Source organism: Pseudomonas sp. Sample_23, from assembly GCF_004307595.1.
Classification (GTDB): domain Bacteria; phylum Pseudomonadota; class Gammaproteobacteria; order Pseudomonadales; family Pseudomonadaceae; genus Aquipseudomonas; species Aquipseudomonas atacamensis.
The window spans coordinates 16,519-42,896 of the sequence record NZ_RCNX01000101.1; the positions used below are offsets into that span (position 1 = coordinate 16,519).

Genomic DNA, 26,378 nt, shown 5'->3' on the forward strand with positions numbered 1-26,378 from the left:
GGGATGAACCCCAAGCATAGTTGTTACTTGATGGTCAGGGCTTCCAGTTTGCCGCTGTTGCCATACACATAAATCGTGTCGCCCACCACCAGCGGACGGGCACGCAGGCCGTCGCTGTCGATGCGCTCACGGCCGACGAAACGACCGTCGACCTGACTCAGCAGATGCAGATAACCTTCCAGGTCACCCACAGCTACGTAGCTGGAGAACACTTCCGGTGCCGACAGTTGACGGCGAGCCAGCGAGTCGTTGCTCCACAGTGCGGTGGTGGAACGCTCGTCGACGCCTTCAACGGTGCCCGAAGACAGGCTCACGTAGACGCTGCCGAAACCTTGAGCGATACCGGCGTAGCTCGACGCATCGCGCTGCCACAGTTGACGACCGCTTTCCAGGTCCAGTGCCGCAACGCGACCCTGATAACTGGCCACATACAGCGTGCCGCCGGACAGCAGCAGACCGCCGTCGATGTCGACCACGCGCTCCAGTTCCGAACGACCCTGTGGAATGGCGATGCGTTGTTCCCACACCGGCACGCCGTTGGAGATGTCCAGCGCGACCACTTTACCGGTCGACAGGCCAGCTACCGCCAGACGGTTGGTGACCAGCGGAGCACTGGTGCCACGCAGGGTCAGGACCGCCGGGGTGCTGTCATACACCCAGCGCTGGTTGCCGGTGGCAGCGTCCAGACCGATCAGACGATCGTCCTGGGTCTGCACAACGACCACGTCGCCATTGTTGGCCGGCGGCGCGAGGACTTCACTGTTGACGCGGGCACGCCACTTCTCTTCACCGTTGCTGGTGTCCAGAGCGACGACTTCGCCACGCAGGGTACCGATCAGTACCAGACCGTAACCCACGCCAACGGCGCCGGAGACAGGCAGTTCCAGATCCTGGTCCCACTTCACGTCGCCGTTGCTGCGATCCAGCGCCATTACCACACCGGTCACATCAGCGGCGTAGATGGTGTCACCGTCGATCGCCGGCACCAGCATGTTGTAGGTCTCGCCCTGACCGTCACCGATCGAGCGGCTCCACTGCTTCTGCAGAACGACTTCTTCTTTGAAGTCGGTCAATTCGGCCGGTGGCAATTCTTTCTTGCTGTTGCTGCTGCAACCCGCGGCCAGAAGGGCCAGAGCCAGCAATGCTGCATGCTTCCAACGGATCACGTCACGCATCCCCTTTGGCCAGGTCGTCGAGCTTGATTTGAAGGCCACCGACCGCCGCTTCATCCGACAGTGCCGCCTTGGCTTTTTGATACGCCTTGTTCGCGTCATCGGTACGGCCCAAGCGCACCAGCAGGTCGCCCTTGAGTTCTTCGCGAGTGGCCAGGAACGCTTTGTCGGCATCGCCGTCGAGCAGTTTCAGGGCGTCTTCGGCCTTGTCCTGCGCGCCCAGCACCTGCGCCAGACGCTGACGGGCGATTTCGCCCAGCGCCGGGTTGGCCGGCTTGTCGACGATGGCTTTGAGTTCGGTTGCCGCGTCGTCCAGCTTGCCGCTGTCGACCGCTACTTTGGCGACGAACAGGCTGCCGTACTGCGCGTAGGCCGAACCGCCGTATTCGCTGTTGAGCTTGCCGGCCAGATCCGCAACGCGGGCGGCATCAGGCTTGCCGTCAGGCGTCAGCGTGGTTTCCAGCAATTGCTGATAGAGCACCGAGGCGCCTTGCGACTGGTTGCTCTGGTATTTGTGATATGCCTGCCAGCCGAACACGATGACCAGCGCCAACAGGCCGCCGGTGACCAGAGGTTTGCCGTTGCGTGTCCACCAGTCCTTCAAATCCGCCAACTGTTCGTCTTCGGTACTCGACACCCCAATACTCCTTAATCGCTAAATCGGCTGTTAAGACAGCTTCAACCCTGCACGACGCAGGTGGCCAGGTGAGCGGCGAGCGCATCCCAGGCAATGCTTTGTTGTTCGCCCTGGCCACGCAGGGGTTTGAAACCTACCACTTGCTGGGCCATTTCGTCGTCACCGAGGATCAATGCGTACAGCGCACCGCTCTTGTCGGCCTTCTTGAACTGGCTTTTGAAACTGCCGGCGCCGGCATTGACTTGCAGGCGCAGGTTTGGAAGTTCATCGCGAACCCGTTCAGCCAGGGCCAGACCGGCCAGCTCGGCCTCTTCACCGAAGGCGCAGAGGTAGACGTCGACCTGACGGGAAATTTCCTGCGGGATCTGCTCGAGGGTTTCGAGCATCAACACCAGACGCTCGATGCCCATGGCGAAACCGACGCCCGGGGTTGGCTTGCCGCCCATCTGCTCGACCAGACCGTCGTAACGGCCGCCCGCGCACACGGTGCCCTGGGCGCCGAGCTTGTCGGTGACCCATTCGAAAACGGTTTTGCTGTAGTAATCGAGGCCACGCACCAGTTTCGGATTGAGCACGTAAGGAATGCCAACGGCATCCAGACGCGCCTTCAGGCCTTCGAAGTGAGCGCGGGACTCGTCGTCGAGGTAGTCGGCCATTTTCGGCGCATCGACCAGCACGGCCTGGGTGTCGGCATTTTTCGTGTCGAGCACCCGCAGCGGGTTGGTTTTCAGGCGACGCTGGCTGTCTTCATCGAGCTTGTCGTGATGCGCCGAGAGGTACTCGACCAGGGCTTCACGATAGCGACCACGGGATTCGCTGGTGCCAAGGCTGTTGAGTTCGAGCTTCACCGCATCACGAATGCCCAGCTCGCCCCACAGGCGCCAGGTCATGATGATCAGTTCGGCGTCGATGTCCGGACCGTCGAGGTTGAACACTTCCAGACCGATCTGGTGGAACTGGCGATAACGGCCTTTCTGCGGACGCTCGTGGCGGAACATCGGGCCGATGTACCAGAGTTTCTGCACCTGACCACCGCCGGTGATGCCGTGTTCGAGCACTGCGCGCACACAGGCCGCAGTGCCTTCCGGACGCAGGGTCAGGGAATCACCGTTGCGGTCTTCGAAGGTGTACATCTCTTTTTCGACGATGTCGGTCACTTCGCCGATCGAGCGCTTGAACAGCTCGGTGAACTCGACGATCGGCATGCGGATCTGCTTGTAACCGTAGTTATCCAGCAGACGCGCCACAGTGCCTTCGAAATAACGCCACAGCGGGGTCTGTTCGGGCAGGATGTCGTTCATGCCACGAATGGCTTGCAGAGACTTGCTCACAAAATTTCCTTAATTCGTTCGATCAGCCGCGCGCGATAACGGCAGCGTCAGCTTCGACCTTTTCGGCCGCTTTCTGGCGGATCAGCTTTTCCAGCTCGTCCACCAGATTGTCATTCGTCAGCTTCTGCGACGGCTTGCCGTCGATGTAAATCAGGTTGGGCGTGCCGCCGGTCAAGCCGATATGGGCTTCCTTGGCTTCGCCGGGGCCGTTGACCACGCAACCGATGACCGCGACATCCAGCGGCACCAGCAGGTCTTCGAGGCGCCCTTCCAGCTCGTTCATGGTTTTCACCACATCGAAGTTCTGCCGCGAGCAGCTCGGGCAGGCGATGAAGTTGATGCCACGGGAACGCAGATGCAAAGACTTGAGAATGTCGTAACCGACCTTCACTTCCTCGACCGGGTCGGCCGCCAGCGAGATGCGGATAGTATCGCCAATCCCTTCGGCGAGCAGCATACCTAGGCCCACGGCGGATTTCACCGTGCCCGAACGCAAACCGCCAGCTTCGGTGATGCCCAAGTGCAGCGGCTGAACGATTTCTTTCGCCAGCAAGCGGTAGGCTTCGACGGCCATGAACACGTCAGAGGCTTTCACGCTGACCTTGAAGTCCTGGAAATTCAAGCGTTCGAGATGTTCAACGTGGCGCAGCGCGGATTCAACCAGCGCCGCCGGGGTCGGCTCGCCGTATTTCTTTTGCAGGTCTTTTTCCAGAGAGCCGGCGTTGACGCCGATGCGGATCGGAATGCCGCGATCACGGGCAGCATCAACCACGGCACGCACGCGGTCTTCGCGACCGATGTTGCCCGGGTTGATGCGCAGGCAGTCCACACCCAGTTCGGCCACGCGCAAAGCGATTTTGTAGTCGAAGTGGATGTCAGCCACCAACGGCACTTTGACCAGTTGCTTGATCTTGCCGAACGCCTCGGCGGCGTCCATGTCCGGCACCGAGACGCGAACGATGTCGACGCCGGCGGCTTCCAGACGATTGATCTGCGCCACGGTCGCGGCGACATCATTGGTATCGCTGTTGGTCATGCTCTGCACAGCGATCGGCGCGTCGCCGCCCACCGGTACGTTGCCGACCCAGATCTTGCGCGATTCGCGACGTTTGATTGGAGATTCGCCGTGCATGACTTATTGACCCAACTTCAGGCGAGCAGTCTCGCCACTGGTGAACGGAGCGATATCGACCGGTTGGCCGTTGTAGCTGACCTGTGCTGCACGGGCGACGCCCAGACGTACGGCGAGCGGCGGCTTGCCGGAAACACTCACGCTGTCGCCTTTATGCTTCAGACCACTGAAAATCACTTTGCCACGGCCATCGGTCACCTGTGCCCAGCAATCGCCGGTGAACTGCAATTGCACCTGGCCTTCGCCGGCAACCGGAGCAGCTGCTTCAGCGCTTGGCGCTTGAGCGACCGGCGCGGCCGGGGCAGGTGTCGCTGGGACATTCGGCGCTGGAGTGGCCGGAGCTGCCACCACTGGTGCAGGCGTCTGTGCCGGAGCGCTTGGCGCAACTGCCGGGGCAGCCGGCTCGGTTGCTGGCGCTGCGGACTCGGCGCCGGTGGATTCAGCACTGGTTTCCGACTGCGGCAAGGCCAGCGATGTCGAATTGTCTGCCTGATTTTCGGCGACAGCCTGGTCTTCCGGCTCGTCGATCGGGTGGATCTGCGTGGTGCCGTCAGCGCCTTCGACTTCGACGTGCTCCGGTGCGAGGCTGGTCAGATCGCCGGTGCGCTGCAAGGTCTGATCCTGCCACCAGACGAATCCGCCGCCGATGACCGCAATCAGCAACAACAGGCTGACGATACGCAAAATGGTGTGGGAAACCCGCACCGGCTCTTCGATACGACCGAGGGCGTGTACGCTGCTGCCCTGGGAGTCGGTGCCGGTGGACTGGTCGAACTGCTGAACCAGAACGGTCTGGTCCATGCCGAGCAATTTGGCATAGGCGCGAATGTAACCGCGAGCGAAGGTATGCCCCGGCAGCTTGTCGAAAGCGCCGGCTTCAAGATTGCTCAGGGATGTCACGGTGAGGTTGAGCTTGAGGGCCACTTCGGCCAGCGACCAGCCATTGCTTTCGCGGGCCTGGCGCAGGGTCTCACCGGGATTTTCGCGATTCGCTGCTACAACTTCGGGATGCGCCGCTTTCATCATTGCTCCGACAGGTATTGCTGATATTCCGGCGTACCGGGATAGAGTCGTTTTAATAGCAGACCGTAACTGGCTGCCTTGTCGCGATCTTCAAACACTTTTGCCAGCCGAACGCCGAGCAATAGACTACGTGCATTTTGTTCGGTGAGCTGGCTGAAACGGTCGTAATAGTCACGCGCGGGCACATAATGCCTGTCTTCGAAGGACAACTCAGCCATTTCCAGCAATGCGCGTGGTTGTTGGCGATTCAGGCGCAGGGCTTTTTCCAGCTGTTGCTGGGCCAGATCACGCTGGCCAAGCTTGGCGGCGGTCATGCCGAGGTTTTCGAAGACCCGCGAGCGCTCAGGATACAGGGTATCGGCGGCCGCTTGTTCAAAACGCTCGTAGGCTTCCTTGTAGCGCTGTTCTTCGTAAAGAAAACTGCCGTAGTTGTTGAGGATGCGTGCATCGGTGGGACGTGAGGACAAGGCCTTGCGAAAGTGCTCGTCGGCAAGTGCCGGCTCCATTTCAGCCTGGAACACCAGACCGAGGGCCGCATTGGCGTCAGGGTCGGAACCGTCCAGTTCCAGCGCTTTCTTCAATGGCACCTTGGCGCGTTCGGTCATGCCCTGCTGCAGGTAGCCCAGCCCCAGCTGCACGTAGGCAGCCCGCGCTTCATCGCGGCCCTTGCTGGTCTTCATCGGGTTGTAGTCACCCGACAGGACACAACCAGCACACAGGCTGGCCAACAGCAACAGCAGCGCAAAGCGCAGGGACATAGAGATCCTCTCTTAGTTAGTGTTCGCGGCGTTCTGTGCCAGATCGCTGTCGGCGCTCAACTCGCGCACGGCGATGTAACGTTCGCTGCGACGGGTGCGATCCAGCACCTGCCCTACCAATTGACCACATGCGGCATCGATGTCTTCACCGCGGGTGGTGCGCACGGTGACGTTGAAACCGGCCTGATGCAACTGATCCTGGAAGCGGCGGATGGCATTGTTGCTCGGCCGCTCGTACCCGGAGTGCGGGAACGGGTTGAACGGGATCAGGTTGATCTTGCACGGAATATCTTTAAGCAACTCGATCATTTCCACCGCGTGCTCAAGCTTGTCGTTGACGTCCTTGAGCAAGGTGTACTCGATGGTCAGCACACGTTTCTCGCCAAGGGCGGACATGTAGCGCTGGCACGACTCGAGCAGCATCTTAAGCGGATATTTCTTGTTGATCGGCACCAATTGGTTACGCAATGCGTCGTTCGGTGCGTGCAGGGACAACGCCAGGGATACGTCGATGTGCTTGGCCAGCTCATCGATCATCGGCACCACACCCGAGGTGGACAGGGTCACGCGGCGCTTGGAGATCCCGTAGCCGAGGTCATCCATCATCAGATGCATGGCGGCGACGACGTTGTCGAAGTTCAGCAACGGCTCGCCCATGCCCATCATCACCACGTTGGTGATGGCGCGGTCGACGGTGGCCGGGACGCTGCCGAAAGATTTGTTGGCAATCCACACCTGACCGATGACTTCGGCGGCGGTGAGGTTGCTGTTGAAGCCTTGCTTGCCGGTGGAGCAGAAACTGCAATCCAGGGCGCAGCCTGCCTGGGACGAAACGCACAAAGTGCCGCGCTTGCCCTGGGGAATGTACACGGTCTCGACGCAGCTGCCGGACGCCACGCGCACCACCCATTTACGGGTGCCGTCGCTGGAGATGTCCTCGCTGACCACTTCCGGACCACGCACTTCAGCAATGGCCTTGAGCTTGTCGCGCAAGGCTTTGCTGACGTTCGTCATGGCGTCGAAATCATCGACGCCAAAGTGGTGAATCCATTTCATTACCTGACCGGCACGGAAACGCTTCTCCCCGATTGAGTCGAAGAATTTTTCCATTTCCGGCTGGGTCAGACCCAGCAGGTTTGTTTTAACAGTCGATGTAGTCATGGATTCACCTTCACTCTGCAAGCAATGCTTAGCGAGTGGTTACTTCAGTAGCTGCGAAGAAGTAAGCGATTTCGCGAGCGGCAGCAGCTTCGGAGTCCGAACCGTGAACGGCGTTGGCGTCGATCGATTCAGCGAAGTCAGCACGGATGGTGCCTGGAGCAGCTTCTTTAGGGTTGGTAGCGCCCATCAGCTCACGGTTGCGAGCGATAGCGTTTTCGCCTTCCAGAACCTGAACGACAACCGGACCGGAAGTCATGAAAGCAACCAGGTCACCGAAGAAACCGCGCTCGCTGTGCTCAGCGTAGAAGCCTTCGGCTTCGGCTTTGGACAGTTGCTTCAGTTTCGAAGCTACAACGCGCAGGCCAGCGTCTTCGAAGCGAGTGGTGATCTTGCCGATCACGTTTTTAGCAACGGCGTCAGGCTTGATGATGGAGAAAGTACGTTGAACAGCCATGGTGTAACTCCAGAAACGGTAATTTGCGAAAAATTAAACCCGCGAATTATACGCGGGTTCTTGGGTATTGCCTAACCTGCGAAACGATCAGTCCAATTCTGCGGCCCAGAGCTCCTGAACCGCTTCGAGCACCTTCTCGCCGACCCGGCCGGAAGTAGCATCGAAGTCAGGCAGTTCAAGAATCATCTGCTGCAAACGGACAAAACCTACAGAGTACGGGTCGAGTCCCTCGTGGGCCTCGGCCAGCTCTTCTGCAATGCGTTGAACATCATTCCAACCGTAGCTCATGACAGTCTTACCAGTCAGTGCGGCGCTTCGGCCGCATGGTTAAGCGAATATTTCGGAATCTCGACGGTGAGGTCTTCCTCACCGACGATGGCCTGGCAAGCCAGACGCGATTGCGCCTCAAGGCCCCAGGCACGGTCGAGGAAGTCTTCTTCCAGCTCGTCGGCCTCTTCCAGCGAGTCGAAACCTTCGCGGATGATGCAGTGGCACGTGGTGCAGGCGCAGACGCCGCCGCACGCGCTTTCCATCTCGATATGGTGTTCGTGGGCCAGTTCGAGAATCGATGTGCCGGGCGCAGCCTCGACCACCATGCCTTCAGGGCAGAACTTCTCGTGGGGCAGAAAAATGACCTGCGGCATCAGATATCCTCGATTTCATTCAGGTTGCGCCCCGACAGAGCGGCTTTCACCGTCAGATCCATGCGGCGGGCAGCAAAAGCATCGGTCACTTGCGACAGACGTTTGGTCTGCTGCTCGATGGCGTAACCATCGGTACCTTTCATCAGTTCGGCCAGTTCCTGCATTTGCAGTTCGATGACCATGCGCTCTTCGGCGTCGAGCAGACGCTCGCCATCGGCCTCAAGCGCGCCCTGCACTGCTTCGAGCAGGCGCTGGGCATCGACTTGCTGCTCACGCAGAACGCGGGCGACCTTGTCGTCATTGGCATGCTGGAACGAATCTTTGAGCATCTTGGCGATTTCGCCATCGGTCAGACCATAAGAAGGTTTGACCTGAATGCTCGCTTCAACGCCCGATCCCAATTCACGGGCAGACACGCTGAGCAGACCGTCGGCGTCGACCTGGAAGGTCACGCGAATTTTCGCCGCACCGGCCACCATCGCCGGAATGCCGCGCAATTCGAACCGTGCCAGAGAGCGGCAATCGCTGATCAGCTCGCGCTCACCCTGCAACACGTGGATCGCCATGGCCGACTGGCCGTCTTTATAGGTGGTGAAATCCTGAGCGCGGGCGACGGGGATGGTGGTGTTGCGCGGAATCACCTTCTCCATCAGACCGCCCATGGTTTCCAAACCAAGGGAAAGCGGAATCACGTCGAGCAGCAGCAGTTCGCCGCCATCGCGCTTGTTGCCAGCCAGGGTGTCAGCCTGGATCGCGGCCCCGATGGCCACCACTTGATCCGGGTCGATTTCCGTCAATGGCTGACGACCGAAGGCTTCGGCAACAGCTTCACGCACACGTGGCACGCGGGTCGAACCGCCGACCATGACCACGGCGTGGACGTCTTCCAGTTCAATACCGGAATCGCGAACGGCGCGGCGGCAGGCTTTCAGGCTGCGTGCGACCATTGGCTCGATCAGCGCATCGAAGGCGTCGCGGGTCAACTGGGCTTTCCAGTCGTCGTAAGCCACCTCAACGCTGGGGGCGTCGGTCAGAGCTTCTTTAGCCGCACAGGCAGTTTGCAGCAGATTGCGCTGTGCGCCCGGATCGAGATCGGCGGACAGGCCAGCGCTCTCGATGATCCAGCCGGCAATCGCGTGATCGAAATCATCGCCGCCCAGCGCGCTGTCGCCGCCAGTGGCCAGAACCTCGAAAACGCCGCCAGTCAGACGCAGAATGGAAATATCGAAAGTACCGCCGCCCAGATCGTAGATCGCCACCAGACCTTCGGCGTGCTGATCCAGACCGTACGCCACAGCGGCAGCAGTCGGCTCGTTGAGCAGACGCAACACGTTCAGACCGGCGAGTTTGGCCGCATCCTTGGTGGCTTGGCGCTGCGCATCATCGAAGTAGGCAGGAACGGTGATTACCGCGCCAACCAGTTCGCCACCCAAGGTCGCTTCAGCGCGTTGACGCAGGACCTTGAGGATATCGGCAGAGACTTCAACCGGGCTTTTCGGGCCTTGCACGGTATCGATGAACGGCATGTGCGATTCGCCGCCGACAAAGCGATACGGCAACTGCTCGCCCAATTGCTTGACGTCGGACAGACCACGACCCATCAAGCGCTTGACCGAGAGCACGGTGTTCAGGGGATCGGAGGATGCCGCCAGCTTGGCGGACTCACCGACTTCGACGCGGTCGGCGTGATAACGCACGGCGGACGGCAGGATGACCTGCCCGTTGGCGTCGGCCAGCGGTTCGGAAAGACCACTGCGCAGCGCAGCGACCAGCGAATTGGTAGTACCCAAGTCGATGCCCACAGCCAGACGACGCTGGTGCGGTTGAGGACTTTGGCCGGGTTCGGCGATCTGCAGTAAAGCCATGGTGATCAGGTCTTGTCTGTCTGTCAGCGTGCAATCAGGGCAGCACTGGGTTAATCGTCGAGGCGCTCTTCCAGCTGGCGCACTTCGTAGGTGAGCTTGTCGAGGAACTGCATGCGCCGCATCAGGCGTTCGGCCTGCTCGCGTTGCGCTGCATCATCCCAACAGGCTGCGAAGCTTTCGTTGAGCTGTTCCTGAGCCGCCTTCAAGCGACGCTTGAATACCGCGACACCGTCGAGGTCGGCACTGTCCTGCAGATCTTCAAGCTCTTCGCGCCATTGCATCTGCTGCAAAAGAAACTCGGGATCGTGGACGGTGACTTCCATCGGCACTTCATGCCCGCTGATTTTCAGCAGGTAGCGTGCGCGCTGGGCCGGGCTCTTGAGCGTCTGGTAGGCGTCGTTGAGCCGCGCCGATTGCTCGAGCGCCGAGCGCTGCTCGCGTTCGGATGCATCGGCAAAGCGGTCAGGATGGACGCCGCGCGCCAACTCACGGTAGCGCGTGGCCAACTGCTCGAGATCCAGCCGGAAGCTCGGTTGCAGCTCGAATAAAGCGAAATGACAAGGAATACCCACGACCAGCCTCAGATGTTGAAGCTTTCGCCGCAGCCACATTCACCGCGCACGTTGGGGTTGTTGAACTTGAAGCCTTCGTTCAACCCTTCCTTGACGAAGTCGAGCTCGGTGCCGTCCAGGTAGGCCAGGCTTTTCGGGTCGATGATCACTTTTTCGCCGTGACTCTCGAACACCTGATCTTCCGCCACCACCTCGTCGACAAACTCCAGCACGTAGGCAAGGCCGGAACAGCCTGTGGTGCGAACACCCAGACGAATCCCTTCACCTTTGCCGCGCCCGTCGAGGGAGCGCCGCACGTGTCGAGCAGCCGCTTCTGTCATGCTGATAGCCATCGTTGACTCCTTACTCGTCGCCGAATCTTGAAATTCAGATCAAGCCTTTCTTCTGCTTGTAGTCGCGAACTGCCGCTTTGATAGCGTCTTCTGCGAGCACGGAGCAGTGGATTTTCACTGGCGGCAGGGCCAGTTCTTCGGCCAGCTGAGTGTTCTTGATGGTTTCGGCTTCGTCCAGGGTCTTGCCCTTCATCCACTCGGTGGCGAGGGAGCTGGAGGCGATTGCCGAACCGCAACCGTAGGTCTTGAACTTGGCGTCTTCGATAACGCCCTGATCGTTGACCTTGATCTGCAGACGCATCACGTCGCCGCACGCCGGAGCGCCGACCATGCCGGTGCCGACATCAGGATCTTCCGCGTTCATCTTGCCGACGTTGCGCGGGTTTTCGTAGTGGTCGATGACCTTTTCGCTGTAAGCCATGATTCTCAATCCTCACTCATCAGGGCCGCTCTTGAGACCCTGCAACTGCGCTGCGTTAACGCCGCGTCGCTACAGGATCTGTATCCGGCGGCTTCTATAGTTAGTGTGCCGCCCACTCGATTTTCGAGATATCGACGCCGTCTTTGTACATGTCCCACAGCGGCGACAGAGCGCGCAGCTTGGTAACGGCCTCGCAGACTTTCTGCGCGGCGTAGTCGATTTCTTCTTCGGTGGTGAAACGGCCGAAGGTAAAGCGGATCGAGCTGTGTGCCAGTTCGTCGTTGCGGCCCAGGGCGCGCAGTACGTACGAAGGCTCCAGCGACGCCGAGGTGCAGGCCGAACCGGACGATACCGCCAGATCCTTGAGCGCCATGATCAGCGACTCGCCTTCAACGTAGTTGAAGCTCAGGTTCAGGTTGTGCGGAACGCGGGCGGTCAGGCTGCCGTTGACGTACAGCTCTTCCAGATGCTCGACCTGCTTGTAGAAACGATCACTCAAGGCTTTGATGCGCACGTTTTCAGCGGCCATGTCTTCCTTGGCTACGCGGAACGCTTCGCCCATGCCGACGATCTGGTGGGTCGCCAGGGTGCCGGAACGCATGCCGCGCTCGTGACCGCCGCCGTGCATGGTTGCTTCGATGCGCACACGCGGCTTGCGGCTGACGTACAGCGCGCCGATGCCTTTAGGGCCATAAGTCTTGTGGGCGGAGAACGACATCATGTCTACTTTCAGCTTCTGCAGATCGATTTCGACCTTGCCGGTGGACTGAGCCGCGTCGACATGGAACAGCACGCCTTTGGCGCGCAGCATCTCGCCGATGGCGGCGATGTCGTTGATGGTGCCGATTTCGTTGTTGACGTGCATCACCGACACCAGAATGGTGTCTTCGCGCAGTGCAGCATCGATCATTGCCGGGGTGATCAGACCGTCTTCGGTCGGCTCGAGGTAGGTCACTTCGAAGCCTTCACGCTCCAGCTGGCGCATGGTGTCGAGGACAGCCTTGTGCTCGATCTTGCTGGTGATCAGGTGCTTGCCCTTGGAGGCGTAGAAATGTGCCGCGCCCTTGATCGCCAGGTTGTCGGATTCGGTGGCACCGGAGGTCCAGACGATTTCGCGCGGGTCGGCATTGACCAGATCGGCCACCTGACGACGAGCGTTTTCGACGGACTCTTCAGCCTTCCAGCCGAACACGTGGGAGCGGGACGCCGGGTTACCGAAGTTTCCGTCGACCAGCAGGCATTCACTCATTTTCTGCGCAACGCGCGGATCAACCGGGGTGGTTGCAGAGTAATCAAGGTAAATCGGCAATTTCATGGACTATCTCCTAAATCAGGGCTGGCGTGCCGCGGGTAGCTCTTCGGCTGTCATTCGACGGCGGACGCTTCAATCTTGTCCAGGCGTGGCGCCTTGCTGCTGCAACGGCGCTGGTCCTGACGCTGGGCCACTTCTTGTACCTCACGGCGAGTCATAAGGTCGGCCAAGCTGATACCGCTCAGAAATTCGTGAATCTGCAGGCTCAAGTCGCACCACAGATGATGGGTCAGGCAGGTATCGCCGGAATGGCAATCGCCCTGGCCCTGGCACTTGGTGGCATCGACCGATTCGTTCACCGCATCGATCACCTGGGCGACCTGGATGCCCTGCATGTCGCGGGACAACTGGTAGCCACCACCCGGACCGCGAACGCTGGAAACCAGGTTGCTGCGGCGCAGCTTGGCGAACAGCTGTTCGAGGTAGGACAGGGAGATGCCTTGGCGCTCGGAGATATCGGCCAGAGACACCGGCCCGTGCTGCGCGTGCAACGCCAGGTCAAGCATGGCGGTCACGGCGTATCGGCCTTTTGTAGTCAGTCGCATGGACAGTTACCACGGAGTTCGGAATGGGCGGGAGTATGCAATTCCCGAGCATTTAAGTCAACTATAAGACCTAGTGCTTTAGTCGGGTTTACCCGCAAAAGAGCGCGCGCACTATAGCAAAGACGGGGCGCGGACAGCCAGCGCAACCGCGTGATCGTTCTTCGCGAGCAGGCTCGCTCCCACATTGGAATGCATTGCTCTTGTGGGAGCGAGCCTGCTCGCGAAAAGCAGCGCCGCGATTCAGCCTGCTTTCGATTCGTCCTTGCCCTTGACGCAAGCGAAGTCTTCTTCACGCAGCTCAGGCAGATCTTTCGCACAGTAATTGCTGCCCAGATCCTTCAGCGCGCCGCACATGCCTTCCAGGCGACCGTCCACTGCCTGCAGATGATCGAGCAACTGGCCAATGGCCCGGGCCACCGGGTCGGGCATGTCTTCGCTGACACCGTAGGCGTCGAAACCGATCTTCTCCGCCATGGCTTTGCGCTTGGCGTCCTGCTCTTCGTCGGTCTTGACGATGATCCGCCCCGGAATCCCCACCACCGTGGCGCCCGGCGGCACTTCCTTGGTGACCACAGCGTTGGAGCCGACTTTGGCGCCGGCACCCACCGTGAACGGGCCAAGCACCTTGGCGCCAGCACCAACCACCACGCCGTCACCCAGTGTCGGGTGGCGCTTGCCTTTGTTCCAGCTGGTGCCGCCGAGGGTCACGCCTTGATATATGGTGACGTCGTCGCCGATCTCGGCGGTTTCACCAATAACGATGCCCATGCCGTGGTCGATGAAGAACCGCCGACCGACCTTGGCGCCCGGATGAATCTCGATCCCGGTCAGCCAGCGACCGAAGTTCGACACTAGTCGCGCCAGCCACTTCAACTCATTGCGCCAGAGCATGCCGGCCAGACGATGAATCCAGATCGCATGCATGCCGGGGTAGCAGGTCAGGACTTCAAAAGCGTTACGCGCCGCCGGGTCTCGATGGAATACGCTTTGGATATCTTCACGCAAACGCTCAAACATCATTTAATCCTTCCGCTTTAGAAGCTCGCCACGGGCCGCTTTCTGGGTTTCCGTGAGGATGCCACGCAAAATATTCATTTCCGCCCGGCTGACCGAGCTGCGTCCGTACAACCGGCGCAGGCGCGCCATCAAGTGGCGTGGCTTTTCCGGGTCGAGGAATTCGATGGCAACCAGCGTCTGCTCCAGGTGCTCATAGAATCGCTCCAGCTCATCCATGGTCGCCAGCTCGGCACTTTTCACCGAGGCCACTTCTTCTTTTTCGACCTTGCTCGGCTGACCCTGTGCAGCCAGCCAGGCCATGCGCACTTCATAGCTCAATACCTGCACCGCCGCCCCGAGATTCAGCGAACTGAACGTCGGGTCGGAAGGGATGTGCACGTGAAAATGACATCGCTGCAGCTCTTCATTGGTCAGGCCGGAATCTTCACGGCCGAACACCAAAGCAATCTCGGCGCCCTGCCCGGCTTCCTCGACCACCTTGTTGCCGCATTCGCGCGGGTCCAGCAGCGGCCAGGGAATACGCCGGTCGCGGGCGCTGGTGCCGAGCACCAGATTGCAGCCGACCAGAGCATCTTCCAAGGTGGCGACGACTTGCGCGTTTTCAAGGATGTCACCGGCACCGGAGGCGCGGGCGTCGGCCTCGTGGTGCGGGAAGACCCGCGGTTCGACCAGCACCAGTCGCGACAGACCCATGTTTTTCATGGCGCGCGCGGCCCCGCCGATGTTGCCGGGGTGGCTGGTGTTGACCAGGACGACACGAATGTTCTGCAGCAAGGGAGGCGCTCTCGGACACAGGAAAGGGGGGCAAATCTTACAGAACAGCCTACCGTTAAGCTATGAAAGCGAACAGCGTCCTTCACCTGAAGAAAAGTTCTGATAGAATGCGCGGCTTTCTTTAACAACCTTAGGTGACACATCCATGCAGCCCATGCTGAATATCGCGCTGCGCGCCGCCCGCAGCGCCAGTGAACTGATCTTCCGCTCCATCGAGCGCCTGGATACCATCAAGGTCGACGAAAAAGACGCCAAGGATTACGTATCCGAGGTCGATCGCGCCGCTGAACAGAAAATCATCGATGCGCTGCGCAAGGCTTACCCGAATCACTCGATTCAGGGTGAAGAAACCGGCCTGCACGCTGGCACCGGCATCGAAGGCGAAGAGTACCTGTGGATCATCGATCCGCTGGACGGCACCACCAACTTCCTCCGTGGCATTCCGCACTTTGCAGTGAGCATTGCCTGCAAATATCGTGGTCGTCTGGAACACGCAGTGGTTCTGGACCCGGTCCGCCAGGAAGAATTCACCGCCAGCCGTGGTCGCGGCGCTCAACTGAACGGTCGTCGTCTGCGCGTCAGTGGTCGCACCAGCCTCGACGGCGCTCTGCTCGGCACTGGCTTCCCGTTCCGTGACGATCAGATGGACAACCTCGACAACTACCTGGGCATGTTCCGCGCTCTGGTTGGCCAGACTGCCGGCATCCGCCGCGCCGGTTCGGCGAGCCTGGACCTGGCTTACGTAGCTGCCGGTCGTTTCGATGCGTTCTGGGAATCGGGCCTGTCCGAGTGGGACATGGCTGCAGGCGCCCTGCTGATTCAAGAAGCCGGCGGCCTGGTGAGCGACTTCACCGGTGGTCACGACTTCCTTGAGAAAGGCCACATCGTTGCCGGCAACACCAAATGCTTCAAGGCAGTTCTGACGACGATCCAGCCGCACCTGCCGGCCTCGCTGAAGCGCTAAGCTTTACGCGAAACCAGAAAGCACCCTTCGGGGTGCTTTTTTTATGCCTGCAATTCCAAACAGCACAATTTCCCTGTGGGAGCGAGCCTGCTCGCGAATAGGGCGTGCCAGCAAAGGAAATATCAACTGGTAGACCGTATTCGCGAGCAGGCTCGCTCCCACAGGTGAGAATCGCGCGCTGCCCTGAATCGCGGGTATAAAAAAAGCACCCCGCAGGGTGCTTCTTTTCACAAACGTAAATCCTTACTGAGCCGGCTCATTCTGCGACAGGATCAGCTTGCCTTCCTTGTCGACCGGAATCTGGTTGCCCGGATCGCGATCCATCCGCACTTTGCCTTCCTTGCCATCAAGCGAGTAACGCACGTCGTAACCGACGACCTTGTCGCTGATGTCATTGACCGTGTTGCAGCGAGTTTGCGTGGTGGTGTAGGTGTCACGCTCCTGCATGCCCTCCTGCACCTTGTTGCCCGCATAACCGCCACCGACCGCACCGGCCACCGTGGCAATCTTCTTGCCGGTACCGCCGCCAATCTGGTTGCCCAGTAAACCACCGGCCAGCGCGCCGACCACGGTACCGGCGATCTGGTGTTGATCTTTTACCGGTGCCTGACGGGTCACCGTTACATCCTTGCATACTTCACGTGGAGTCTTGATCTGTGTCTTGACCGGCTCAACGGCTAATACTTGCGCATACTCAGGGCCGCTTTTAACCAGGCTGTAGGTGGCAACAGCACCCCCGGCTGTGACACCGACAGCACCCAATACCGCACCAACCAGCAACGACTTGTTCACATGAACCTCCTGACCATCACATGCGGGACGCGCCCGCGCTTCTCCCAGCCTTGGAGCACAAAAAAAAGCGCGAGTTCAACTCGCGCCTTTTGTTGGCTGACAGCCGGGAAATCGCTGACCGTTATGGACGGTCGTCGACTTCCTTGTCGGTGTTGGCCGGAGGAATCAGATCCTCGGTGGTCAGGTTCAGCCAGATCAGCACCACGTTGGCGATGTAGATCGACGAGTAGGTACCCGCCAGTACACCGATGAACAGTGCGATGGAGAAACCGAACAGGTTGTCGCCACCGAAGAACAGCAGCGCCGCGATCGCCAGCAGAGTGGAGATCGAGGTCGCCATGGTGCGCAGCAGGGTCTGGGTGGTCGAGATGTTGATGTTCTCGATCAGCGTCGCCTTGCGCAGCACGCGGAAGTTCTCACGCACCCGGTCGAAGACCACGATGGTGTCGTTCAGCGAGTAACCGATGATCGCCAGCACTGCCGCCAGCACTGTCAGATCGAAGGTGATCTGGAAGTACGAGAGGATACCCACGGTCACGATCACGTCGTGGATCAGCGACACAATGGCGCCGACCGCAAACTTCCACTGAAAGCGGAACGCCAGGTAGATCAGGATGCCGCCGAGCGCCAGCAGCATGCCGAGGCCGCCCTGGTCGCGCAGTTCTTCACCGACCTGCGGGCCGACGAACTCGACACGCTTGACCGTCGCCGGGTTGTCACCGCCGACCTTTTGAAGCGCTTCCGCTACTTGATGGCCCAACTGCGGGTCTTCACCCGGCATGCGCACCAGCAGGTCGGTGGTCGCACCGAAGTTCTGCACCACGGCTTCGTGATAACCGGAAGTCGCCAGTTGCTCGCGCACCTTGGTGACGTCGGCCGGACGCTCGTAGGTCAGCTCGATGAGCGTACCGCCGGTGAAGTCCAGGCCCCAGTTCATGCCCTTGGTGGCAACACTGAACAAGGCAATGACGGTAAGCAGCAATGTGACGCCGAACGCGAAGTTGCGAACGCCCATGAAGTTGATTGTACGTAACATGGCAGCCCCTTAAATCCACAACTTCTTGAAGTCACGTCCGCCAAAGATCAGGTTGACCATTGCGCGGGTCACCATGATGGCCGTGAACATCGAGGTAAAGATCCCGAGGGACATCGTCACTGCGAAACCCTTCACCGGGCCGGTGCCCATGGCGAAGAGAATGCCGCCGACCAGCAAAGTGGTCAGGTTGGCGTCGAGAATCGCGGTGAATGCCCGGCCGAAGCCTTCGTTGATTGCCCGCTGCACAGTCATGCCAGCGGCGATCTCTTCACGAATCCGCGAGAAGATCAGTACGTTGGCGTCGACCGCCATACCCATCGTCAGGACGATACCGGCGATACCCGGCAGGGTCAGCGTGGCGCCCAGCAAGGACATCAACGCCAGCAGCAGCACCATGTTCACCGCCAGAGCGACGGTGGCGATGACGCCGAAGAAGCGGTAGATGGCGATGATGAACAGCGATACGAACAGCATGCCCCACAGGGAAGCATCGATACCTTTGGTGATGTTGTCAGCACCCAGGCTCGGACCGATTGTGCGCTCTTCAGCGAAGTACATCGGTGCAGCCAGACCACCGGCACGCAGCAGCAGCGCCAGTTCGGACGACTCGCCCTGACCGTTCAGGCCAGTGATGCGGAATTGCGCACCCAGCGGCGACTGAATGGTCGCCAGGCTGATGATCTTCTTCTCTTCCTTGAACGTCTGCACCGCAACGTCTTTCTCGACGCCATCAACCACTTGCTTGGTGTAAGTGGTGACCGGACGCTGTTCGATGAAGATCACCGCCATGCTGCGACCGACGTTGGAACGGGTCGCGCGGCTCATCAGCTCGCCACCATGACCATCCAGACGGATGTTCACTTCAGGCGTGCCGTGCTCGCCGAAACCGGCCTTGGCGTCGGTGACCTGGTCACCGGTGATGATCAGGCCACGCTCGATCTGCGCTGGCGGACGGTTGCCTTCGCGGAATTCGAACGATTCGGAAGTGGCTTTCGAAGCGCCCGGCTCGGCGGCCAGACGGAACTCAAGGTTGGCCGTCTTGCCGAGAATACGCTTGGCTTCGGCAGTGTCCTGCACGCCCGGCAGCTCAACCACGATGCGGTTGGCGCCCTGACGCTGCACGATCGGTTCGGCAACACCCAGCTCGTTGACGCGGTTACGTACCGTGGTCAGGTTCTGCTTGATGGAGTATTCACGGATTTCCGCCAGCTTGGCCGGGGTCATCGCCAGACGCAGCACCGGTTGACCGTTGAGGTCGGCCGGAACAATGTCGAAATCGTTGAAGTTCTTGCGGATCAGCGCACGGGCCTGTTCGCGGGAGTCTTCATCGCTGAAGCCCAACTGAATGGCACCGCCCAGTTGCGGCAGGCTGCGATAGCGCAGCTTCTCTTTGCGCAGCAGGCTCTTGACGTCGCCTTCGTAGACTTTCAGGCGCGCATCGAGGGCTTTGTCCATGTCCACTTCGAGCAGGAAGTGCACACCACCGGACAAGTCCAGACCCAGCTTCATCGGGTGCGCACCGAGGTTGCGCAGCCATTGCGGGGTGGTCTGTGCCAGGTTCAGCGCGACGACGTAGTCATCACCCAATGCCTTGCGTACTACGTCCTTGGCCGGCAGCTGGTCTTCAGCCTTGCTCAGACGGATCAGACCGCCCTTGCCGCCAGCCGTCAGCGTGGCCGCCTTGACGTTGATGCCGGACTCTTTCAGCGCTGTGCTGACGCGAGCCAGATCGGCGTCATTGACCTGCAGAGCCGTGCTGGCGCCGCTGATCTGAATCGCCGGGTCATCAGGATAAAGATTGGGAGCGGAATAAATCAGACCGATCGCCAGCACCGCCAGGATCAGAATGTATTTCCACAGAGGGTATTTGTTCAGCATCACGCCGCCCGTTATGAACGCGGGGCGCCTTGCGCGCCCCGTCGATTGAGTAGAAGTTGTTGCTCTTAGATCGCTTTCAGCGTGCCTTTTGGCAGCGTGGCGGCGATGGCGCCTTTCTGGAACTTCATTTCCACGGTGTCGGACACTTCCAGAACCACAAAGTCATCGGCAACCTTGGTGATCTTGCCGGCGATGCCGCCAGTGGTCACGACTTCGTCGCCCTTCTGCAGGCTGCTCAGCAGGTTCTTCTGCTCTTTGGCGCGCTTGGCCTGTGGACGCCAGATCATCAGGTAGAAGATGACCAGGAAGCCGACCAGGAAAATCCACTCGAAGCCGCCGCCCATTGGGCTTGCAGCAGCCGGTGCAGCTGCGTCAGCCATGGCGTTAGAGATAAAAAAGCTCATTTAGCACTCCAGTTGCAAATGTTGAATCTTGGGGTCAGAAAACTCAGTCCAAAGGCGGAACGGGAAGTCCGCGTTTGGCGTAGAAGGCATCGACAAAGGCGGCCAATGTACCCTGTTGAATAGCCTCGCGCAAACCAGCCATCAGCACCTGATAATGGCGCAAGTTATGGATGGTATTGAGCATGCTGCCGAGCATTTCGCCGCACTTGTCCAGGTGATGCAGATAAGCGCGCGAGAAGTTCTGGCAGGTGTAGCAATCGCAGGTCGGATCCAGCGGCGATTCATCATGGCGATGGAACGCGTTACGGATCTTCAGCACACCGGTATCGATGAACAGATGCCCATTGCGGGCATTACGGGTTGGCATCACGCAATCGAACATGTCCACCCCGCGGCGCACACCCTCAACCAGATCTTCCGGTTTGCCAACGCCCATAAGGTAACGAGGTTTGTCAGCGGGCATTTGGCCCGGCAGATAATCCAGCACCTTGATCATTTCGTGCTTCGGTTCGCCCACCGACAGACCGCCGATGGCGAGGCCGTCGAAGCCGATCTTGTCGAGGCCTTCGAGCGAGCGCATGCGCAGGTTTTCATGCATGCCGCCCTGGACGATACCGAACAGCGCTGCGGTGTTGTCGCCGTGGGCATTCTTCGAACGCTGCGCCCAGCGCAGCGACAACTCCATCGATACCCGCGCGACGTCTTCGTCAGCCGGATACGGCGTGCATTCGTCGAAGATCATCACAATGTCGGAACCGAGATCGCGCTGCACCTGCATCGACTCTTCCGGGCCCATGAACACTTTGGCGCCGTCGACCGGAGAAGCGAAGGTCACGCCCTCCTCCTTGATCTTGCGCATCGCGCCGAGGCTGAACACCTGGAAGCCGCCGGAGTCGGTGAGGATCGGGCCTTTCCACTGCATGAAATCGTGCAGGTCGCCATGTTCCTTGATCACTTGAGTGCCGGGACGCAACCACAGGTGAAAGGTGTTGCCCAGAATGATTTCCGCGCCAGTGGCGACGATGTCGCGCGGCAGCATGCCCTTGACCGTGCCGTAGGTGCCGACCGGCATGAACGCCGGGGTCTCGACGGTGCCACGGGGGAAGGTCAGGCGACCACGACGAGCCTTGCCATCGGTGGCCAGCAGCTCAAAGGACATTCGACATTCGCGACTCATTCTGTTTCCTCTGGGCCTGTCTGTTCAGGGGCAGTTGGAGCGGGATTGCGGGTGATGAACATCGCATCCCCGTAACTGAAAAAGCGGTATCCGTTTTCCACGGCGGCCTTGTAGGCAGCCATGGTTTCGGGATAACCGGCAAACGCGGAAACCAGCATCAACAGCGTGGATTCCGGCAAATGGAAATTGGTCACCAGGGCATCGACCACATGAAACGGCCGGCCCGGATAGATAAAGATGTCGGTGTCGCCACTGAACGGCTTGAGCACACCATCGCGCGCCGCGCTCTCCAGCGAACGCACGCTGGTGGTGCCGACCGCAATCACCCGACCGCCACGCGCACGGCACGCCGCCACCGCATCGACCACATCCTGGCCGACTTCCAGCCACTCGCTGTGCATGTGGTGATCTTCGATCTTCTCGACACGCACCGGCTGAAACGTCCCCGCGCCGACGTGCAACGTCACGAACGCAGTCTCGACGCCCTTGGCAGCAATCGCCTGCATCAGCGGCTCATCGAAATGCAGACCCGCCGTCGGCGCCGCCACCGCGCCCAGACGCTGGGCATACACGGTCTGATAACGCTCGCGATCCGAGCCTTCATCCGGGCGGTCTATATAAGGAGGCAACGGCATGTGCCCGACGCGGTCGAGCAGCGGCAACACTTCCTCGGCAAACCCCAGCTCGAACAACGCATCATGACGCGCCAGCATCTCGGCTTCGCCACCGCCGTCGATAAGGATCTTCGAACCCGGCTTCGGCGACTTGCTGGAGCGCACATGGGCCAGCACGCGGTGCGCATCGAGCACGCGCTCGATGAGAATTTCCAGCTTGCCGCCGGACGCTTTCTGCCCGAACAGCCGCGCCGGAATCACCCGGGTATTGTTGAACACCATCAAATCGCCCGGGCGCAAATGCTCAAGCAAATCAGTGAATTGACGGTGTGCCAGGGCGCCGCTCGGCCCATCAAGGGTCAGCAGGCGACTACCGCGACGCTCGGCCAACGGATGGCGGGCGATCAGCGAATCAGGAAGCTCGAAAGTAAAGTCAGCAACGCGCATGATGGGGTTCGTCTAGCAGGGCCGGAAAGTCTAGCGGAAATATCAAAAATTGACCATGAAACGTGATTGACCAACGGTAATCACCTCTCTATACTTCGCCGCCATTGAGCCCTGATGGCGGAATTGGTAGACGCGGCGGATTCAAAATCCGTTTTCGAAAGGAGTGGGAGTTCGAGTCTCCCTCGGGGCACCATATAGCTGTATCTGAGAGTCTCTACCAGTCTCTCAGACCCAAAGAAACCGGCCTCTTGGCCGGTTTTTTTGTGCCTGTCTGTCTACCCCTGTCCATCCTTATCCGTTGTATCCCTGTATCCCTGCTTGTATCCTGAGAAAAGTACCGAACTTTGGGATACAAGGATGAAGCGCGCAGATATCAAGCGTCGGCCTCTCGCAGATACGACACTCGCGGGACTGGAGCCGGAATCAAAGGAATACCGAGAGCTGGATGGAAATGGCCTCTACTTCAGGGTCAAACCTGATGGAGGTAAGTCCTGGCAGCTCCGCTATAAACGCCCGGCGGGTAATTGGGCGTGGATGGGGCTGGGGGGTTACCCAGAGGTAAGCGGCGCGCTAGCAAGAGACAAAGCTGCTGAGCTACGCAAAGTAGTGAGCAGTGGTGCTGATCCCCTCGAACAAAAGCGATCAGCTAAAGCGGCAATAGATGCTGCTAAAACTCGAACATTCCGAGCGGCTGCTGACGCTTGGTTAAAGGCAAAAGAAGAAAAGGGTCTGGCTCCGTCCACCCTCAATAAGATTCGTACGTACCTCGACAAGGACATTCTTCCAGCACTAGGGGACAAACCTCTCGACGAAATAACCCGTACAGATTGCGCGGAACTGCAAGCATCCATAGAAGCGCGGGACGCCCACAATGTAGCGGAAAAGTGTCGCACCTGGATCAATCAGATATTCGGTCGAGCCATCGGTTTAGGCTTGACCGAGAACGACCCGGGAAGCCGGCTCCGGGATATCGCCGCTCAAGCACCGAAAACGCAACAGCATCCTCATTTGCTGGAACCTGAACTTGGCGACTTTCTGATCGCGCTAAAACACACACCCAGCAGACTAACGGCCCGAACTGCAGCATGGCTCTGCATATGGACGGCATCGAGACCGGGAATGGTCCGCTTGGCCGAATGGAAAGAGTTCGACCTTGATAAAGCCATCTGGACGACACCGGCCGCCAAAATGAAAATGCGCAGGGATTTCGTGTGCCCACTTCCCAAGCAGGCGTTATCCGCTCTTAAAGAACTCCAATGTCTAACAGGGCGCGGTCGGTGGTTGTTTCCCGGCGTCGGAGCCAAGAACCCGACAATCAGTGAAAACACCATTAACAAAGTCTTCGCAACGGTTGGTTATAAAGGTCGCTTGGTCGGCCATGGAACTCGCCACACCGCTAGTACCTTGCTCAGGGAACACGGTTGGCCAAAAGAACACGTAGAAGCGCAGCTAGCTCACAAAGAAGAGGGGATTTCTGGGATCTACAACAAGGCTCAATATCTCGATCACAGAGTGAAGATGATGCAGTGGTACGCGGATTACCTAGATCAGTTGGCTGCTGGGAATCTCACTCACGCACCTCTTGTTGAGGTGGTATGAGCACGTACATCCGTACTTCCTCCAAAAGCGGTGTTACAGGTGTTACGCGTGTAACGACCTATGCGAAACGCCCGAATTCATTGGCTTTCACGCCCGTTACACGAATGCTCGGTTCCCCCTACTCCCGGTGTAACTCGGCTCAAACGTGTAACGCCAAACCGAGCCCTTGCCCTGCTGCGGGCAAATTCTTGCCGCGTGCTGAAAGAGGCGTTTCGCTGGTGATGCTCGCCAAATATAGGGCGCGGGATCGAGGCGCACACAATTCGCGAGCCTCTGACCAATGACTACTAACCAAAGCATCGCGCATTCGGCACTTACGTCTGGCTTGAGGGGTTTCCTATCTGACCAGTCGCTTTATGCCCTGTGCCGTGAACAGCTCACTGATGTGTGTTACTTGATCGATCAGTGTTGCCAGCGCATCCAGAGCAGCGGCATCAGCAGCGATCTCAGCAGTATGTGCATCAAGGCGACCATGCATGAGGAAACTATTTTCCAGTACGCCTCTACCGACCACAGAGCGCGCCTCGCGCACTGGGTTCGTCAATACAGCGGGTGTCACGCTGCTTCGGATCGAGAGGCACATGCGGCCTACATCATGGCCTGCGCTGTGAAGGCACTCGGCATTTTGAGCGACTGGATGCGTGAAGCCGATCAAAAGGTCTGGTCATACGTGTCGAAGCATCCGACCGACTGGCCTTGGAGCTTCTACTGTAATTTCGTCGAGACTCAGATTGACCCGCACGAACGCATTGAGGCGCTCGAGCAATACGCGCTTCATCTGGAACCGATTACTTCACTTCCCTGCCTTATCGATGATGAGCTGACCCCAACCGCAGATAGAGCTATAAAAAACGCCATTCGCAAGAAAGGTGGCGTCGTCAGTGGGATAGGGCGTGCTCAAGACATGACCACCCGCGATGCGGCTATCACTAAGCAGGGCCTTCATTACTTGGCGAGCGGCATGTCACACAGGGACATAACTTCGAAGGTACATTCCTGGCTCGAGCAGGAAGTCGCAAAACCACCCGCGCAGCGCGCTGGATGGATCGCCCTTGAAACCGAAAAGGCGTTGTCTCGTAAAAGTGTCGAGGCAATTCTCAAGCGCAACTTCGTGGTGTAAACCTGAAATTTCAAATGGAAGTGAACTGCTCACCGCCGCCCAATCTCTAGACCATTGCTCTCGTCCAAACCAATCGAGAGCAATACCAATGACAAAGAACCTCACCCAATTCACCGCTCCAACCTTTTCAAATCTTGCTAATCCTTTCGACTCTCCTTCCGCCGTACCAGATCTAGCCACTCCGTTTGATCCCGCCACTACCCTCATTCGCATGCCGCGTCTTGAGATAGCTACGGGACTCAAGCGCTCGACTCTCTACAAGCTGATGCAGTGCCCTGAAAGTGGTTTTCCACGACCAGTAAAACTGAGCAATAGCAACGCACGCGGAGCTCCTGTCGCGTGGGTTCTTTCTGAAGTCCAGACCTGGGTCAAAAGCCGCATTGAGGCCCGTGATCAGGTGGCCGCATGAAGCGCGATTACTGCCCTTTCAAGCGACCATTCTTTGACTCGTACAGCATCGGATTTCGCCTCTACCAACCTAGTGAAATTAACTGGCGCCATCGCACTATTGCGGGTGTGAGCTGGAACGGCGAAGAGCAAGAAGCGTTCTTTTTCAGCCCTGACGGCCTAGTACTTCCACTCAAAGCCAATCCTTGGGAACTGCCCGAACTGATCCGCAAAAATGCGGTGCGCAGAGAGTTTTCGAGTGTTCACGGCTCCGGCTATTTCGCCATGAGCGAAAGCCGCCTCGCCTCGCTGAAATCGCGCGGCATGACCGACTGGGTTACCTACTGGCTCGTCGATCAATCAGCGGGATTCGCGAACGATCCGGCGGTATGGCAGCGCATCATGGATGAGGATCTCGCCGTCGAGAAGACGACAAGTGAGCGCGTTCACCAAGATATGCGCTTGACCTCCGACCTGAACGGTTACGTCGAGGAGTGTGTTGCACAACGCCGCGAGCAAATGTCAGTTGTACACCGTCGCCGCTGTGTTGAAGACAGCAAGATCCTCGCCTGGCTCAAAGGCGAAACACCGCCTCCGCTGTTCGCTAATGCGCAGGAGGCAGCATGAATCGCAAGATCGCTGATAACGCCCTGATGCAGCCGTTCTCCGTGCTGCGCCGTATCGGATTCTCTACTCGCCTCATGCAGCGCCTTGAACGCCACCGCTGCCAACAGGAAAAGCGAGGCCGCGTGGTCAGCGTACTGAGTTGGGCCGACGGCACCTGGTGCGCCCTCTCCCTCCACTGCGAAA

Annotated in this window: 29 protein-coding genes, 1 tRNA gene and 1 pseudogene; 7 read left to right on the top strand and 24 right to left on the bottom strand. The window is 59.2% G+C overall.

The genetic code is table 11. The features are described 5' to 3' along the window. Nucleotides 1-23: 23 nt before the first annotated feature. The 18 genes from bamB to trmJ all read right to left on the bottom strand — a co-directional run bounded on the left by bamB (nt 24) and on the right by trmJ (nt 15,150). A complete protein-coding gene (gene bamB / locus D8U82_RS26290) occupies nt 24-1,175 on the bottom strand; it encodes an outer membrane protein assembly factor BamB (protein WP_016773335.1) in 1,152 nt (383 codons plus the stop codon). After that, entirely contained in the window at nt 1,168-1,809 is a 642-nt protein-coding gene (locus D8U82_RS26295; RefSeq protein ID WP_016773334.1) for a tetratricopeptide repeat protein, read from the bottom strand. Before D8U82_RS26295 ends, bamB begins: the two co-directional genes overlap by 8 nt. A 41-nt stretch (nt 1,810-1,850) precedes the next feature. Continuing rightward, nucleotides 1,851-3,140: a histidine--tRNA ligase gene (gene hisS / locus D8U82_RS26300; RefSeq protein WP_024014212.1), complete on the bottom strand. Its 1,290-nt coding sequence runs from the start codon at nt 3,138-3,140 to the stop codon at nt 1,851-1,853. Between the two features lie 22 nt (nt 3,141-3,162). Next, nucleotides 3,163-4,272, bottom strand: coding sequence for a flavodoxin-dependent (E)-4-hydroxy-3-methylbut-2-enyl-diphosphate synthase (ispG, locus tag D8U82_RS26305; RefSeq protein WP_016773332.1), 1,110 nt, complete (start codon nt 4,270-4,272; stop codon nt 3,163-3,165). 3 nt (nt 4,273-4,275) lie between these two features. Next, entirely contained in the window at nt 4,276-5,295 is a 1,020-nt protein-coding gene (locus D8U82_RS26310; protein WP_130903258.1) for a RodZ family helix-turn-helix domain-containing protein, read from the bottom strand. After that, nucleotides 5,295-6,053 (bottom strand): type IV pilus biogenesis/stability protein PilW, encoded by a 759-nt coding sequence (gene pilW / locus D8U82_RS26315; protein ID WP_130903259.1) that lies wholly within the window; start codon nt 6,051-6,053, stop codon nt 5,295-5,297. The genes D8U82_RS26310 and pilW overlap by 1 nt, the downstream gene beginning before the upstream one ends. 12 nt (nt 6,054-6,065) lie before the next feature. Next, on the bottom strand, nt 6,066-7,214 hold the full coding sequence (rlmN, locus tag D8U82_RS26320; protein ID WP_024014215.1) for a 23S rRNA (adenine(2503)-C(2))-methyltransferase RlmN: 1,149 nt from the start codon (nt 7,212-7,214) through the stop codon (nt 6,066-6,068). Between the two features lie 28 nt (nt 7,215-7,242). Next, on the bottom strand, nt 7,243-7,668 hold the full coding sequence (gene ndk / locus D8U82_RS26325; protein ID WP_016773329.1) for a nucleoside-diphosphate kinase: 426 nt from the start codon (nt 7,666-7,668) through the stop codon (nt 7,243-7,245). Between the two features lie 87 nt (nt 7,669-7,755). Then, a complete protein-coding gene (gene iscX, locus D8U82_RS26330; protein ID WP_016773328.1) occupies nt 7,756-7,956 on the bottom strand; it encodes a Fe-S cluster assembly protein IscX in 201 nt (66 codons plus the stop codon). 14 nt (nt 7,957-7,970) lie between these two features. Further along, nucleotides 7,971-8,312, bottom strand: coding sequence for an ISC system 2Fe-2S type ferredoxin (gene fdx, locus D8U82_RS26335; protein ID WP_016773327.1), 342 nt, complete (start codon nt 8,310-8,312; stop codon nt 7,971-7,973). Then, a complete protein-coding gene (hscA, locus tag D8U82_RS26340) occupies nt 8,312-10,177 on the bottom strand; it encodes a Fe-S protein assembly chaperone HscA (RefSeq protein ID WP_130903260.1) in 1,866 nt (621 codons plus the stop codon). The genes fdx and hscA overlap by 1 nt, the downstream gene beginning before the upstream one ends. Before the next feature lie 50 nt (nt 10,178-10,227). Continuing rightward, complete coding sequence (gene hscB, locus D8U82_RS26345) at nt 10,228-10,749, bottom strand: co-chaperone HscB (protein WP_016773325.1); 522 nt, start codon at nt 10,747-10,749, stop codon at nt 10,228-10,230. 8 nt (nt 10,750-10,757) lie between these two features. Continuing rightward, entirely contained in the window at nt 10,758-11,081 is a 324-nt protein-coding gene (gene iscA / locus D8U82_RS26350; protein WP_003227904.1) for an iron-sulfur cluster assembly protein IscA, read from the bottom strand. A gap of 34 nt (nt 11,082-11,115) precedes the next feature. Beyond that, nucleotides 11,116-11,502, bottom strand: coding sequence for a Fe-S cluster assembly scaffold IscU (iscU, locus tag D8U82_RS26355; protein ID WP_003227907.1), 387 nt, complete (start codon nt 11,500-11,502; stop codon nt 11,116-11,118). Nucleotides 11,503-11,602: 100 nt separating this feature from the next. Continuing rightward, the gene (locus D8U82_RS26360; RefSeq protein WP_016773324.1) at nt 11,603-12,817 is read right to left on the bottom strand and encodes an IscS subfamily cysteine desulfurase; all 1,215 of its coding nucleotides are present in this window, start codon (nt 12,815-12,817) and stop codon (nt 11,603-11,605) included. Nucleotides 12,818-12,867: 50 nt separating this feature from the next. Further along, nucleotides 12,868-13,359 carry a Fe-S cluster assembly transcriptional regulator IscR gene (gene iscR, locus D8U82_RS26365; protein ID WP_130903261.1) on the bottom strand — a complete coding sequence of 164 codons (492 nt, stop codon included), beginning with the start codon at nt 13,357-13,359 and terminating at the stop codon, nt 12,868-12,870. 240 nt (nt 13,360-13,599) lie between these two features. Next, a complete protein-coding gene (gene cysE, locus D8U82_RS26370; protein ID WP_024014221.1) occupies nt 13,600-14,376 on the bottom strand; it encodes a serine O-acetyltransferase in 777 nt (258 codons plus the stop codon). A 3-nt stretch (nt 14,377-14,379) separates the two neighbouring features. Then, nucleotides 14,380-15,150, bottom strand: a complete 771-nt coding sequence (trmJ, locus tag D8U82_RS26375) for a tRNA (cytosine(32)/uridine(32)-2'-O)-methyltransferase TrmJ (RefSeq protein WP_073473313.1) — start codon at nt 15,148-15,150, stop codon at nt 14,380-14,382. A 145-nt stretch (nt 15,151-15,295) separates the two neighbouring features. Between trmJ and suhB the strand changes: the two genes are divergently transcribed. Further along, the gene (suhB, locus tag D8U82_RS26380; RefSeq protein WP_130903262.1) at nt 15,296-16,114 is read left to right on the top strand and encodes an inositol-phosphate phosphatase; all 819 of its coding nucleotides are present in this window, start codon (nt 15,296-15,298) and stop codon (nt 16,112-16,114) included. A gap of 243 nt (nt 16,115-16,357) precedes the next feature. Here the strand turns inward: suhB and D8U82_RS26385 are convergent, their stop codons facing one another. The 6 genes from D8U82_RS26385 to queA all read right to left on the bottom strand — a co-directional run bounded on the left by D8U82_RS26385 (nt 16,358) and on the right by queA (nt 22,462). Beyond that, complete coding sequence (locus D8U82_RS26385) at nt 16,358-16,906, bottom strand: glycine zipper 2TM domain-containing protein (protein ID WP_007916907.1); 549 nt, start codon at nt 16,904-16,906, stop codon at nt 16,358-16,360. 121 nt (nt 16,907-17,027) lie between these two features. Then, nucleotides 17,028-17,942: a protein translocase subunit SecF gene (gene secF, locus D8U82_RS26390; protein WP_016773319.1), complete on the bottom strand. Its 915-nt coding sequence runs from the start codon at nt 17,940-17,942 to the stop codon at nt 17,028-17,030. Nucleotides 17,943-17,951: 9 nt separating this feature from the next. Next, on the bottom strand, nt 17,952-19,820 hold the full coding sequence (gene secD, locus D8U82_RS26395) for a protein translocase subunit SecD (protein ID WP_016773318.1): 1,869 nt from the start codon (nt 19,818-19,820) through the stop codon (nt 17,952-17,954). 65 nt (nt 19,821-19,885) lie between these two features. Then, a complete protein-coding gene (gene yajC / locus D8U82_RS26400) occupies nt 19,886-20,224 on the bottom strand; it encodes a preprotein translocase subunit YajC (RefSeq protein ID WP_016773317.1) in 339 nt (112 codons plus the stop codon). A gap of 43 nt (nt 20,225-20,267) precedes the next feature. Continuing rightward, complete coding sequence (gene tgt, locus D8U82_RS26405) at nt 20,268-21,383, bottom strand: tRNA guanosine(34) transglycosylase Tgt (protein ID WP_160768392.1); 1,116 nt, start codon at nt 21,381-21,383, stop codon at nt 20,268-20,270. A gap of 14 nt (nt 21,384-21,397) precedes the next feature. Beyond that, a complete protein-coding gene (gene queA / locus D8U82_RS26410) occupies nt 21,398-22,462 on the bottom strand; it encodes a tRNA preQ1(34) S-adenosylmethionine ribosyltransferase-isomerase QueA (RefSeq protein WP_016773315.1) in 1,065 nt (354 codons plus the stop codon). A 108-nt stretch (nt 22,463-22,570) separates the two neighbouring features. On the opposite strand from queA, the gene D8U82_RS26415 reads away from it, so the two are divergent. The 6 genes and pseudogenes from D8U82_RS26415 to D8U82_RS26440 all read left to right on the top strand — a co-directional run. Next, nucleotides 22,571-22,655, top strand: a tRNA-Leu gene (locus D8U82_RS26415). A gap of 164 nt (nt 22,656-22,819) precedes the next feature. After that, nucleotides 22,820-24,061: an integrase arm-type DNA-binding domain-containing protein gene (locus D8U82_RS26420; RefSeq protein ID WP_130903263.1), complete on the top strand. Its 1,242-nt coding sequence runs from the start codon at nt 22,820-22,822 to the stop codon at nt 24,059-24,061. Nucleotides 24,062-24,341: 280 nt separating this feature from the next. Continuing rightward, the gene (locus D8U82_RS28190) at nt 24,342-25,181 is read left to right on the top strand and encodes a hypothetical protein (RefSeq protein ID WP_177434105.1); all 840 of its coding nucleotides are present in this window, start codon (nt 24,342-24,344) and stop codon (nt 25,179-25,181) included. Nucleotides 25,182-25,269: 88 nt separating this feature from the next. Next, nucleotides 25,270-25,590 carry an AlpA family phage regulatory protein gene (locus tag D8U82_RS26430; RefSeq protein ID WP_130903264.1) on the top strand — a complete coding sequence of 107 codons (321 nt, stop codon included), beginning with the start codon at nt 25,270-25,272 and terminating at the stop codon, nt 25,588-25,590. Then, the gene (locus D8U82_RS26435; protein ID WP_130903265.1) at nt 25,587-26,195 is read left to right on the top strand and encodes a hypothetical protein; all 609 of its coding nucleotides are present in this window, start codon (nt 25,587-25,589) and stop codon (nt 26,193-26,195) included. The genes D8U82_RS26430 and D8U82_RS26435 overlap by 4 nt, the downstream gene beginning before the upstream one ends. Then, nucleotides 26,192-26,378 (top strand): annotated as a pseudogene (locus tag D8U82_RS26440) (hypothetical protein); the annotation flags it as partial. The gene D8U82_RS26435 and the pseudogene D8U82_RS26440, both read left to right, overlap by 4 nt.